The organism is Xenorhabdus lircayensis (assembly GCF_016306625.1).
GTDB classification, from domain to species: Bacteria; Pseudomonadota; Gammaproteobacteria; order Enterobacterales; family Enterobacteriaceae; genus Xenorhabdus; species Xenorhabdus lircayensis.
This window is the reverse complement of sequence record NZ_JACOII010000061.1, coordinates 14,113-27,115: the sequence shown is the minus strand read 5'-3', so window position 1 is coordinate 27,115 and position 13,003 is coordinate 14,113. Positions and strand designations below refer to the sequence as shown.

General features: G+C 44.0%; 13 protein-coding genes. 7 read left to right on the top strand and 6 right to left on the bottom strand.

Features of this window, described 5'->3' with window-relative positions; genetic code table 11:
• The first annotated feature begins 6 nt into the window (after window positions 1-6).
• On the top strand, window positions 7-948 hold the full coding sequence (locus tag H8A87_RS17090) for a serine/threonine protein kinase (protein ID WP_198691126.1): 942 nt from the start codon (window positions 7-9) through the stop codon (window positions 946-948).
• Window positions 938-1,243, top strand: a complete 306-nt coding sequence (locus H8A87_RS17085; RefSeq protein WP_198691125.1) for a YopJ family acetyltransferase — start codon at window positions 938-940, stop codon at window positions 1,241-1,243. The genes H8A87_RS17090 and H8A87_RS17085 overlap by 11 nt, the downstream gene beginning before the upstream one ends.
• Window positions 1,244-1,307: 64 nt before the next feature.
• Here H8A87_RS17085 and tyrR read toward each other — a convergent pair whose 3' ends face one another.
• The 6 genes from tyrR to pspA all read right to left on the bottom strand — a co-directional run bounded on the left by tyrR (window position 1,308) and on the right by pspA (window position 6,971).
• Complete coding sequence (gene tyrR / locus H8A87_RS17080) at window positions 1,308-2,885, bottom strand: transcriptional regulator TyrR (RefSeq protein ID WP_198691124.1); 1,578 nt, start codon at window positions 2,883-2,885, stop codon at window positions 1,308-1,310.
• 128 nt (window positions 2,886-3,013) lie between these two features.
• Entirely contained in the window at window positions 3,014-4,102 is a 1,089-nt protein-coding gene (locus H8A87_RS17075; RefSeq protein ID WP_198691123.1) for a YcjF family protein, read from the bottom strand.
• Window positions 4,099-5,496, bottom strand: a complete 1,398-nt coding sequence (locus H8A87_RS17070) for a YcjX family GTP-binding protein (protein ID WP_198691122.1) — start codon at window positions 5,494-5,496, stop codon at window positions 4,099-4,101. Before H8A87_RS17070 ends, H8A87_RS17075 begins: the two co-directional genes overlap by 4 nt.
• 143 nt (window positions 5,497-5,639) lie before the next feature.
• Window positions 5,640-6,002 carry an envelope stress response membrane protein PspC gene (gene pspC / locus H8A87_RS17065; protein WP_198691121.1) on the bottom strand — a complete coding sequence of 121 codons (363 nt, stop codon included), beginning with the start codon at window positions 6,000-6,002 and terminating at the stop codon, window positions 5,640-5,642.
• Window positions 6,002-6,229 (bottom strand): envelope stress response membrane protein PspB, encoded by a 228-nt coding sequence (gene pspB / locus H8A87_RS17060; protein ID WP_198691120.1) that lies wholly within the window; start codon window positions 6,227-6,229, stop codon window positions 6,002-6,004. Before pspB ends, pspC begins: the two co-directional genes overlap by 1 nt.
• 70 nt (window positions 6,230-6,299) lie before the next feature.
• Complete coding sequence (gene pspA, locus H8A87_RS17055) at window positions 6,300-6,971, bottom strand: phage shock protein PspA (RefSeq protein ID WP_198691152.1); 672 nt, start codon at window positions 6,969-6,971, stop codon at window positions 6,300-6,302.
• Window positions 6,972-7,156: 185 nt separating this feature from the next.
• Here pspA and pspF point away from each other — a divergent pair, with 185 nt between their 5' ends.
• The 5 genes from pspF (at window position 7,157) to sapD (ending at window position 13,003) form a co-directional block, all read left to right on the top strand.
• A complete protein-coding gene (gene pspF / locus H8A87_RS17050; protein WP_198691119.1) occupies window positions 7,157-8,176 on the top strand; it encodes a phage shock protein operon transcriptional activator in 1,020 nt (339 codons plus the stop codon).
• A 286-nt stretch (window positions 8,177-8,462) separates the two neighbouring features.
• Window positions 8,463-10,178, top strand: a complete 1,716-nt coding sequence (gene sapA / locus H8A87_RS17045) for an ABC transporter substrate-binding protein SapA (protein ID WP_198691118.1) — start codon at window positions 8,463-8,465, stop codon at window positions 10,176-10,178.
• Window positions 10,175-11,140: a putrescine export ABC transporter permease SapB gene (gene sapB / locus H8A87_RS17040; protein ID WP_198691117.1), complete on the top strand. Its 966-nt coding sequence runs from the start codon at window positions 10,175-10,177 to the stop codon at window positions 11,138-11,140. Before sapA ends, sapB begins: the two co-directional genes overlap by 4 nt.
• Window positions 11,127-12,014 (top strand): putrescine export ABC transporter permease SapC, encoded by an 888-nt coding sequence (gene sapC, locus H8A87_RS17035; RefSeq protein ID WP_198691116.1) that lies wholly within the window; start codon window positions 11,127-11,129, stop codon window positions 12,012-12,014. The genes sapB and sapC overlap by 14 nt, the downstream gene beginning before the upstream one ends.
• The gene (gene sapD / locus H8A87_RS17030) at window positions 12,014-13,003 is read left to right on the top strand and encodes a putrescine export ABC transporter ATP-binding protein SapD (protein WP_198691115.1); all 990 of its coding nucleotides are present in this window, start codon (window positions 12,014-12,016) and stop codon (window positions 13,001-13,003) included. Before sapC ends, sapD begins: the two co-directional genes overlap by 1 nt.

Here is a 13,003-nt window from a genome sequence, read left to right as displayed (position 1 = left end):
TATATCATGCTAAATTCTAGTAATAACCCTGCCAATGACAATCATTGTCTCTCCTACGCATTGCCTATTGGATACTGTTTTAATGAGTTTGAAATCGAAAAAGTCATTGGCAAAGGAGGATTCGGTATTGTATACCGTGCCTGGGATCATCGGTTGAAACGTACGATTGCTATCAAAGAATATATGCCTTCTTCCTTAGTGACACGCAGCCAAAACTTGGAACTAAAACTGCATAGGGGAAATCTTCAAAAAAGGTTTCAAACTGGGCTAACAAGTTTTATGCGTGAAGCCCATTTTATGAGTTGTTTCAATCATCCATGCCTGCCACTTTTTCTTCGTTTCTGGCAAAAAAACCATACCGCTTATATTGCGACGCCGTTTTACAATGGAATAACGTTAAAAACATTGCAGGCAACACAACCGGAAATCATCAATCAGTGCTGGATCAGCAAGATCTTGTATCCGTTGCTTGATGCAATCAATACGCTCCATAAAACGGGTTATCTACACTGTGATATTTGTTTGGATAATATCCTGATTCAGGAAGATGGAGCCCCCGTCCTGCTTGATTTAGGTTCAACAAGGAAAATAACGGAGCAATTGTCTGATGAATTTGAAATCACTATAAGACCAGGTTTTACGCCTGTAGAACAATACACTGCCAATGAAGAAAGACAGCAAGGCCCCTGGACAGACATCTATGCGATAGGCGCAACACTCCATACCTTGATCATAGGCACTCCCCCACCAGTTAGTATTGTGCGTAATATTGAAGATAACTATCAGCCTTTGGTCAAACGTAGCCCTGCGGGCTACGCATTCCCATTTCTGCATGCCATTGACCGTACTTTGTCCATCCGACCTTCAGAACGCCCAATGACCACTTCAGAATTGGTGACGTCGATAGAATTATCAGTCATCACAAAAGATAAATCCTATGTATACTGAAGAACAACTTTATGAAAAATTGTCTAATCTTTTTATAGAAAATCAGGCGGACGTGAAACATGTACAAGCAGAAAGTCGGTTAAATACATTTTTATTAAAATGGGAAATAAGTCCAGCTACTCTAATTAATAAGAAAAATGAGGTATTGAGACAACGTTTTGATAGATATAAAATCACCGGGGAAAATCAAAAAACTTACAGTAATTCGATAGAAATAAAACGTCAGGAAATCATCAGATCAGTGTTAGAAAATTATAACATGAGAGAAGATTTCTTTGATGATAAGATAAAATGACATTCGATAATTCAGCCAGAGATTATCTCTGGCTGAATATTTAAAACACATAATGCTTCATTAATTATTCATTATCTTCATGTTCAGCTACGTGTTTTTTACCACTTAAGCCATATTCACGTAATTTATTAGCAATTGCTGTATGAGAAACACCAAGTCGTTTGGCCAGTTTACGCGTGCTGGGATAATGGCGATAAAGACGCGTCAATACCGAACGTTCGAAGCGTTTGCTGATTTCATCCAAAGAACCCACCAGAATATCTTCATTAAATGCCATTTCTGTCTCTAATTCAGGTAACTGAATATCCTGTGGACATAATTTGTTACTCTCAAGCTGAGTTAATGCATGGTAGATGGCATTCCGCAGTTGTCTGACATTCCCCGGCCAATGATAACCACACAAAAATTGCGCCAGATCATAAGAAAATTTAGGTTTTTCCAAACCTTGTTCTTCTGCAAAACGCGCCACAAAGTAATCTGTCAACGGCAGGATGTCCGCCTGACGCTCCCGTAAAGGAGGCAATGTAATGGTTAAAACATTCAGCCGGTAATAAAGATCTTCTCGGAACTCCCCTTTTTGTACCAACTCAATCAAGTTCTTCTGAGTGGCACAGATAATCCGGACATTAACCTTAACTTCATTGTCTTCACCAACTCGACGGAATGTTCCATCATTCAAGAAGCGAAGCAATTTGATCTGCATCTGTGGCGACATTTCACCGATTTCATCCAATAAAACCGTACCACCATTAGCCTGTTCAAAGAACCCTTTTTTGCATTCCGGCGTATTCGGATAGGCTCCTGCCGCATAGCCAAATAACTCACTTTCTACAACATCATCCGGCATAGAAGCACAATTTAGCCCCAGAAAAGGCTGTTTTACCCTCGCACTTCGCAGATGGCAGGCTTTAGCAAATTCATCTTTTCCTGTTCCTGTCTCGCCGATAAGCAGTAAAGGTGCATCAAGCATCGCCATTTTACGCGCCTGCTCAACAACATGAACCATTTTAGGACTGACTGCTATGATTTGTTCAAAGGCGCCATCATCATTTACGGTTAATTTTTTGAGTGGCGACTCAACATGTACCGCAGAACGCAGCATAATCACGGCGCCTACACATCTAACGACCTGATTTTCATCCGTTAACTGCATAGGAATAATATCCATCTCATAATCCTGCCCTTTGATGGATAAACGTGCTGAATGTGGCTGATGATGCTCGCTTTCAAGCCAGCGGAGGAAGTTGTGATTGTTAATCAGATAGCTGATGTTTTTTTGGCTGATCTTTTCTTTACTGAGGCCAAACAGTGCCAAAGAGGCGGGATTAGCCAGTTCGATATTACCTTTCATATCAATAGAGAAGATAGGTTCAGGAACCGATTCCAGCAGTGTCCACATTGCCCTGTGCTCTTTCTCTGACGGCATGAAGGCTACCGTCCTGACATCAATCACACCGTTGATACGGCGAATTTCCGCCATCAATAAACGAAAAGTATTGAAATCAATTTGAGTAAAATTAAGGTAAATACGACGTGCAGGAGAAATCTCAATTCCTTTCAGGTCAATATTTCGTAAAACCAGTAAATCAAGTAATTCGCGGGTTAACCCAATTCGATCCTGACAAGTAACTTCCAATCGCATTATTCTGACCTTATTTACACGATGTTCATAACCGTCTGAAATGTTACCTGTTACTGTCCAATAGATGAAGCCCTTGTCAGCAAAAGTTTACGATAAAGCAAGATGTCAATTTGGAATGACAGTAACCACTATTTGGCTACTGTTTTGTCATCTGTATCTTTGGCTGTGCTTTTGCTTTTCATCGGTAACGTACTTTTGAGCTGAGTGAGCAATTGGTTACGAAAATCCCCTAATTTTGGCCTATCTCCATCAATCCACGGCAAAGGACGACATAATTCCATTGCCTTGATGCCCAAACGTGCCGTAAGCAGCCCCGCGCCGATCCCTTGTGCTGCACGCGCTGAAAGACGAGCCGCAATGTCCTGTGACAACCAGTCCATACCAACTTCTCTCACTAACTCTGACGCTCCCGCAAAAGCAATATTCAGCAATACTAACCGAAACAGGCGAATGCGGCTGAAATAGCCTAATTCGATTCCATAAAGTGCCGCAATACGATTAATCAGGCGAATATTCCGCCACGCAATAAAGGCCATATCCACTATAGCCAACGGACTAACAGCTATCATTAAGGCAGATTCGGCAGCAGAACGACTGATCTCTTTCTTGGCCAGCGCGTCCAGAACAGGCTGAACCAGTTTGCTGTATAACATGACGATTTCACGATCATTGTGAGTTTCATGCACTGCCGCCTGCCAGCGCTGCAACGCCGGATGCTGCTGTCCAATTCCAGCCTGTTTCGTTAATTTTTCGCAAAATTGACGCCCCTTGCCAATACCATGACTTTGCAGTAGGGTTTTCGCGGTATCTCGCTCTTCTGTGCGCTGGCGTAAATGGTAGAGCCGTCGCCATTCCCTTATCACAGTGCCTATTCCCGCAAAAACAATCATGCTACCTGCCGCGGCGACTCCCAGTGCAATCCAATCGTGCTGCTGCCATGATTGGTATATCCACTGAAGGAATTGTGCAATGACACTGACGCCTAACAACAACACTGCGCTGGAAAAAACTTTTCGCCAAAAGCTACGCTTCGGTTTCAGTGCTGCATTCACTGCTCCTTCCAATTCGCCTTCCTGCTCCTCTGCTTCCAGCTCTGGCATGGCTGGATAGAACTCCTTTTCCTGATCATTGAATTCTTTTTTTAATTTCAGTGACGGCCCTGGTGATGTTTGCACAAAGTCGTCAAAATCAATTCTCGGTTTCAAGGGATCGGTCATGTTAATTTGTCTCCCAGTAAAAATTCCATCGCACTATCCATGCGAATATGGGGTAACGGTGTGTCAACATTGGCTTGTCTTGGCCGGAATGATTCGAAATGAAACCCTTGTTTTTGCCAGAATTCACTATTCGGCAAACGCTGCGGTACTTCTCCCGGAAAAAACGTCAGTAATTTATCATCTGACAAGCGATTACCCTTAATGGCAGGGATTTTTTCACCATCATGGATCACAAGACCACTTTCTGTTGCCTGAACGGATGCTAGACCCACACAATCCATGCTGATCCCTTCAAATGCCGCGTTTTGCCAAGCCTCCTGAACCAATTGCTGTAAAAGAGAGACAAGGCTGGCATGCTGATCTGCCGTAATATGATCAGCTTTGCTGGCAGCAAACATCAATTTATCAATGCAGGGCGAAAATAAACGTCGAAAAAGGGTTCGCTTACCGTAATGGAAACTCTGCATAAGCTGCGTCAATGCGAGTCGCATATCGTTAAATGCCTGCGGGCCACTGTTTAATGGCTGCAAGCAATCCACCAGAACAATTTGCCGATCAAAACGGAGAAAATGCTCTTTATAGAAGCCTTTGACGATGTGATCACAGTAATAAGCAAAACGCTCCCGCAGCATACCAATATTGGTATATTTATCCGCTTTTGCTAATTGAAGCTCCCCGATTCTGTCAATATCCGGCCATGGAAAAAATTGCAGTGCCGGCGCTCCCGCTAAATCCCCCGGCAATATAAAGCGTCCAGGTTGAATAAAATGCAACCCCTGCTGTTTGCATTGATGTAAGTAATCGGTATAAGCCTGAGCGATTCTGGCAAGCAAATTTTCATCAGCAGGAGCCAATGGATCACATTGTTTGCATAATTCCAACCACGGTTTGGCCCAATTCACTCTTTCGCCTTTCAGCAACCCATTCATATGCCGTGACCACGCCAAATAACTTTGTTCCAGCATGGATAAATCCAATAACCATTCTCCTGGATAATCGACGATTTCCAGATAAAGAGTGGAAATTTCTTTGAGGTAACGGAATAGGGAGCCTTCAGAACGATAACGCAGAGCCAAACGAATTTCACTCACTCCACGTGTTGGTATTGGCCAATAAGGTGGGGTGTCGTGTAATGATGCAATGTTTTCATCATAGGCAAAGCGGGGAATACCAAAATCTCGTTGTGGTACGCGCTTCACACCCAGCAAGCGCCCATCACGCACAGCAGAAAACAGTGGCAACCTAGCTCCACTGTGGACATGAAGTAGTTGGTTCACCAAAGAAGTAATAAATGCGGTTTTTCCACTGCGACTTAATCCTGTTACCGCTAGCCGCAGGTGGCGGTCCATTCCACGATTAACGAGAGCTGTCAGTTCGTTTTGCAATCGTTTCATGTTTCTCCTCAATGGGGTACCGTGACTCCGTTTCATCCGGCCAGTAACATCGGCATAATTGCTACGCAAAACTTGACATTATTTCGGCTGTTACTGACCAGATCCCATATTTTTCTATGTTATAGCCTAATGTTGCTCACGGTCTAGAGCTGGCGAAAGCGGCTGCGAACACTGTAAGTCTCAGAAGTAATATAACGTTCCATCTGACGCAGGCGTGCTTCGCCTGCTCTCAATTGGTAGTCTACTTCATCCAGCATTTTTTTGGCTGATGGCTCCCTCTCTTTTCCCTCTTCCAGATATCCCTCAGGAGCGGGATCCATCACAAAGGTCAAGATAATATAAGCCAATACCGTTATGCCAAATAGCCCAAAGAATAGCGATAATACCGTGATGGTGCGGATAAGCGGAACGGGCACATCAAAATAGTTTGCCAGCCCAGCACAAACCCCTTTTACCATCCCCTGCTCTGGCAGACGGTAAAGTTTCCGGCGGTATGTATTCGACATTATGGCTGTCTCCAGTTCGGATGCTCTGCATCAAGGATATCTTCCAGCGTTTTGATCCGCTCCTGCATACGCCGGGCATTCTCTGTCAATTGTTCTAAACGCTGAATTTCACTGTTCCCTAACTGACCTCGATTGGCATTCTGGTTGCTATAATGCAGCCACAACCAAATGGGTAAAACAAAAAGCACAAAAATGATCAGCGGGATCCCCAGAAATATATAGCCCATTATCTTTCCTTAGTTATGCATGACATAAGTTCAACATCAACATGACTATCATCATGCATGACATATGTCATCATTGTGAATCTTTGATACTCATTTTAGCTTTCAAGGCCGCAAGTTGCGCACTGATTTCATCATCCGCTTTCAATTCTGCAAATTGCTGTTCGAGTGATTTCTGTTTGCCCAGTCCGACAGCTTCCGCTTCAGCTTCCATATGATCTATCCGGCGCTCAAACTGTTCGAAACGCGCCATTGCTTCATCTATTTTACCACTATCCAGCTGACGGCGTACTTCGCGAGAAGATGCTGCGGCCTGATGGCGCAGAGTCAATGACTGTTGTCTTGCACGCGCTTCTGTCAATTTGTTTTCCAGTTCAGTCACTTCACTTTTAATGCGCTCAAGGGTTTCATCCAAAATAGACAGTTCATTTGTCAATGTTTCAACCAGGCTGCTGACTTTCTGTTTTTCAATCAAAGCTGCGCGAGCCAAATCTTCTTTGCCTTTACTCAATGCCAACTCTGCTTTCTCCTGCCAGCCATCGAGTTGGCTTTCACCCATGTTGATACGGCGCAGAAGCTGTTTTTTCTCTGCCAGTGTGCGGGCTGAGGTTGAACGGATTTCCACCAGCGTGTCTTCCATTTCTTGAATCATCAAACGAACCATTTTCTGTGGATCTTCAGCTTTTTCCAGCAGAGAAGAAATGTTGGCGTTAACGATATCAGCAAAGCGAGAAAAAATACCCATAGTCATAAACCTCTTTCATTAGAATGTATGTATGTTATGCCTGTGTACTGTTAAAACGGATACAAGATACATGCCAACTTTTCTAGTTTACTCATCCAATTGAAATAATTTAAATAATCTTTCTTTAACTTTTTATTCCAATAGCTTAATGTAGTTAAATTAACCAACTATTGGCGAAAAACACCATGTCTCAGTTCATTGATAACCTATTAGGTGAAGCAAACTGTTTTATTGAAATTTTGGAACAAGTCTCTGCACTAGCAAAATTAAATAAACCCGTTTTAGTTATCGGAGAAAGAGGAACGGGCAAGGAACTTATCGCCCGCCGCTTACACTATCTTTCCCCACGTTGGCAAGGCCCTTTCATTTCCCTGAATTGTGCTGCGCTCAATGAAAATCTACTTGATTCAGAGCTCTTTGGTCACGAAGCGGGTGCATTCACTGGCGCTAATTCAAAACATCAAGGACGCTTTGAACGGGCAGATGGCGGAACGTTGTTTCTTGACGAATTAGCCACGGCTCCCATGCAGGTACAGGAAAAATTACTGCGGGTCATTGAGTATGGTCATCTGGAACGCGTAGGCGGTAATCAGTCATTACAAGTAGATGTACGTCTGGTCTGTGCAACCAACGAAGACCTGCCCGCTATGGCTGCTCGTGGGAAATTCAGGGCTGATCTGCTTGATAGACTTGCATTCGATGTGGTTCAAATTCCACCACTGCGTCAACGGCAACAGGATATTATGTTACTGGCACAGAATTTTGCGATTCAGATGTGCCGTGAATTGAACCTACCATTTTTCCCCGGTTTTACCGACGAAGCCAAACAGCAATTACTTTCTTATCACTGGCCTGGCAATGTTCGTGAATTAAAAAACGTGATAGAACGCTCTATTTATCGACATGGCAATAATCAAAATGAATTAAATACTATCATTATCAATCCATTTTCATCGTCACAGCTACTTGCTTCACAACCTGCGATTCCACTATCCACTGATGGTGAAATTCCCAATGATTCCCTTCCCAAATTACCTCTCGATTTAAGGCAGTGGCAAAATGATAATGAAAGGCTTTTGATCATGCAGGCATTGGCAGAAAGTCAATTCAGTCAGAAAAAAGCCGCTGACAAGCTAAATCTGACTTACCACCAGCTACGTGGATTAATTAAAAAACACCATATCAATATCCATATTAGTGATTAAACATAAAGTGGGTCAGACAAGATAGATAAAAAAATAGCCGGCACCCGAGCCGGCTAATAAAATACTGGAAGCAATGTGAGCAATGTCGTGCCTTTTCTGAGATTACATACTTGGTATTTCAAAGATGTCTCCCTGTAAGCACGGTACAAATGATAATACTTCTCAATTCTATTTGTAAAGCTTTTTATTGAGAATTTTTCTCATTACCGTGATCTGATCGTTGTTTTTGAGCAAAAAGCATTAATTAAGCTACAATAGCGGACTCTTTTTATGACTGGCTTTTTATATGCGCCATTTGATTTACTGGATTATATTATTGCTGTCCGCCCCCGCTTTGGCGGCCAAGAGCGCTATTCCAGAACCTATTAAAGCGATTCCAGAATCGAAACCCAACAGCACATCGGAAAACCTGTCCCATATTTCAACAGCTTTACGACAGAATGGCTTTATTTATTGTGTTAATGGCAACCTGAATACGTTTAATCCACAAATGAGCATCAGCGGCTTGACCGTGGATACTCTTGCCGCGCAGATTTATAATCGCCTGCTGGGGGTTGATCCCCTGACCTATCGTTTGGTTCCTGAGTTGGCTTCTAACTGGGAAATACTGGACAATGGAGCAACTTACCGTTTTCACCTGCTCCATAATGTCGCTTTCCAAACAACCGCTTGGTTTACACCAACCCGTACCATGAACGCTGATGATGTCGTTTTCAGCTTCCGCCGAGTCTTCGATAAAACGCACTATTATCATGATGTCAATGGTGGCCACTATCCCTATTTCGATAGTTTGCAATTTGGTGATTCAGTGCAGGACATTCGAAAAATCGATAAATATACCGTCGAATTTCGTCTTAAAGCCCCGAATGCTTCCTTTATCTGGCATCTGGCAACACACTATGCGCCTATACTGTCCCAAGAATATGCTGAAAAATTGCACCAACTGAATAGGCAGGAGAAAATAGACTGGGAACCCGTTGGAACGGGGCCATTCATGTTGGAAGATTATCAGATGGGACAATTTATCCGCCTTGTTCGCCATGATAAATATTGGAAAGGCAGACCAAGCATGGAGCAGATTGTGATAGATACTGGAGCCGGTGGTACAGGCAGAATCTCAAAACTGCTCACGGGTGAATGCGATGTGCTGGCCTATCCTGATGCCAACCAGTGGAATATTTTGCAGGATGACCCAAACCTGCGTCAGACATTACGCTCCGGCATGAATATTGCTTATCTTGCATTTAATACCAGCAAACCACCACTGGATAAGCTGGAAGTTCGTCAAGCCATTGCTTATGCCATCAATAACCAACGTCTGATGAAATCCATTTATTATGGTACGGCTGAAACAGCAGCCTCGATATTACCACGCGCATCATGGGCGTATGATAATCGAGCTGAAGTCACCGAATACAATCCAGAAAAAGCCCACAAGATGTTAAATGAACTGGGATTAAACGGATTGGAATTAACTTTATGGGTTCCAACTGCGTCACAATCCTATAATCCAAGTCCTCTGAAAATGGCAGAGCTCATTCAGGCAGATTTGGCGCAAGTCGGAATAAAGATGTCGATTCGCCCCGTCGAAGGTCGTTTTCAGGAAAATCAGCTGATGGATAAGACCCACGACATGACACTGGCTGGCTGGTCTACTGATAGCAATGATCCCGATAGTTTTTTCCGCCCGTTACTGAGTTGTGCCGCGATCTCCTCCCAAACTAACCTGAGCCGTTGGTGTTATCCGGCTTTTGATGATGCACTTCATCAGGCTTTATTAAACCAGCAGCTGGCATCACGCATCAAAGATTATCAAGTCGCACAAGAAATCCTCGCGCAGCAATTACCTGTATTACCATTAGCTTATTCGATGCGCTTGCAGATATTTCGTTATAACATTAGGGGATTGGTACTGAGCCCGTTTGGTAACAGCTCCTTTGGTGGAGTTTACCGCGAACAGGAAGCCTCCGTTCCTGATGAAAATAAAAAGGGAAGCAAATGATTATTTATATCCTGCGTCGTTTGCTGCTTCTGGTTGTGACGTTATTTTTTCTTTCATTAATCAGTTTCAGCCTGATGTACTTCACACCTCATGGCACCTTAAGTGGTGCATCGCTGACAGATGCCTATGTATTCTATTTCCGTAGCCTACTCCAATGGGATTTTGGCATTTCCAGAATAAATGGTGAGCGGATTATTGAACAACTATACGAAGTTCTCCCTGCAACGATGGAGCTTTGCATTCTCTCTTTTTCCATGGCGTTGTTAATCGGTATCCCTCTTGGAATTATCGCCGGTGTCTGGCGCAACAAAAAGGTAGATACCATTATCAGCACGTTTGCCCTGTGTGGTTTTTCCATCCCTGTTTTCTGGCTGGCTCTGCTGCTAACCCTGCTCTTTTCGCTCCACTTGGGATGGCTGCCCGTTTCAGGGCGATTTGATTTACTCTATCGAATGGAGCCTGTGACTGGTTCTGCACTGATTGATGCCTGGCTGTCAAAGTCACCTTATCGCAATGAGATGATCATGAGCGTTATTCTGCACATGATTCTGCCTGTTATCACTCTGGCCGTTGCCCCCACTACCGAAGTCATTCGTTTGATGCGTAACAGTGCCGAGGAAATATCAGCTGCAAACTATATTAAATCAGCGGCAACACGCGGTTTGTCACGGCTGACAATCATTCGCCGCCACCTGCTGCATAATGCTTTGCCTCCCATTATTCCCAAACTGGGATTGCAGTTTTCAACCATGCTCACGTTAGCTATGGTGACAGAACAAGTATTTAACTGGCCTGGTTTAGGGCGTTGGCTTATCAGCGCCACTCGCCAGCAGGATTATTCCGCAATTTCAGCGGGTGTCATGGTGGTAGGAACGTTGGTTATTTCAGTTAATGTGCTGACAGATATTATTGGAGCGATGGCTAACCCCCTGAAGCATAAGGAATGGTATGCCCTTAGATAACTTTTACCAAGAAAAGAAAATGCCGTCGCCATTGAAAGTTATTTGGCGATTTTTCTATGCTGATATATTGGCAATGACTGGCTTTTATGGGGTACTGGTTTTAATTGCATTGAGCTTGTTGGGAAACCAACTCGCTCCGTATCGGCTTGATCAGCAATTTATGGATCACCTTATGCCGCCGTCATGGTCACATCACGGCAATGTCGCTTTTTTCCTTGGAACCGACGATCTCGGTCGCGATATTTTCAGTCGCCTGCTGATTGGCACGTCTTCTACATTTGGGACTGCATTAATTGTGACTGCTGCGGCTGCCATTGTAGGGTTAATCATTGGTAGCCTTGCCGGAATGACTCACGGATTGAGATCTGCTGTTCTGAACCATATTCTCGATACTTTACTCTCTATTCCTTCATTGCTGCTGGCCATCATTGTTGTTGCTTTTGCCGGAGCCAGCCTACACCATGCGATGATTGCGGTTTGGCTGGCATTGCTGCCAAGAATAGTACGCACTATTTATACTGCTGTGCATGATGAGCTGGATAAAGAGTATATTATTGCTGCACGCTTGGATGGCGCTTCAAATTATCATATTTTACGCTATGCTGTTTTTCCTAATATCACTGCGGTGATAGTCAGCGAGCTAACCCGCGCACTCTCTATCGCTATCCTTGATATCGCTGCGTTGGGGTTCCTTGATCTTGGTGCACAACTGCCATCACCCGAATGGGGAGCCATGCTGGGAGATTCATTGGAATTGATCTATGCTGCACCATGGACCGTTATGCTACCCGGAGCCGCGATTATGTTGAGCGTCCTGCTGGTTAACTTACTGGGTGACGGCCTTCACCGCGCCATTAACGCAGGAGTCGAATAATGCCATTGCTCGATATTCGAAACCTTACCATTGAATTCATGACGGCAGAAGGCCCCTTCAAAGCCGTTGACCGTATGAGTATTTCACTGACAGAAGGTGAAATACTCGGGTTGGCTGGCGAATCAGGGTCAGGTAAGAGCTTAATTGCCAAAGCGATATGTGGCGTTACAAAGGATAACCTTAATGTTACCGCCGATCGTTTTCGCTTCAACGATATTGATTTGTTGCGCCTGACACCACGGCAACGCCGTAAAGTGATTGGTCACAATATCTCAATGATTTTCCAGGAACCACAATCATGTCTCGATCCATCAGAAAACATTGGTAAACAGCTTATTCAAGCTATTCCAGGATGGACGTATAAAGGCCGTTGGTGGCAAAGATTTAATTGGCGGAAACGCCGTGCAATTGAGCTGCTGCATCGCGTTGGTATTAAAGATCACTATGACATCATGCACTGTTACCCTTATGAATTAACCGAAGGTGAATGTCAAAAAGTGATGATTGCCATTGCTCTTGCCAATCAGCCACGACTGTTGATTGCAGATGAACCAACCAATGCAATGGAGCCAACCACACAAGCCCAGATATTCCGTTTGCTGTCGAGCTTAAATCAGAACAACAACATGACAATCCTGCTAATCAGTCATGATCTGCAAATGATGAGCAAGCTGGTCAAACGCATCAATGTGCTATATTGCGGCCAAACAGTGGAGAGTGCTACACCAGATGAATTGCTGGTGACACCTTATCATCCCTATACGCAGGCTCTGATTCGCTCAATTCCTGATTTTGGTAGCCCGTTACCGCATAAGAGTCGGCTCAATACGCTGCCCGGAGCTATACCATCATTGGAACATCTTCCGATAGGATGTCGTTTGGGGCCACGTTGTCCCTATGCTCAGAAAACCTGTATTGAAACCCCACGGTTACGAGTGATTAAGAACCATGCATTCGCCTGCCATTTCCCCTTGAATATGGAGGAATAA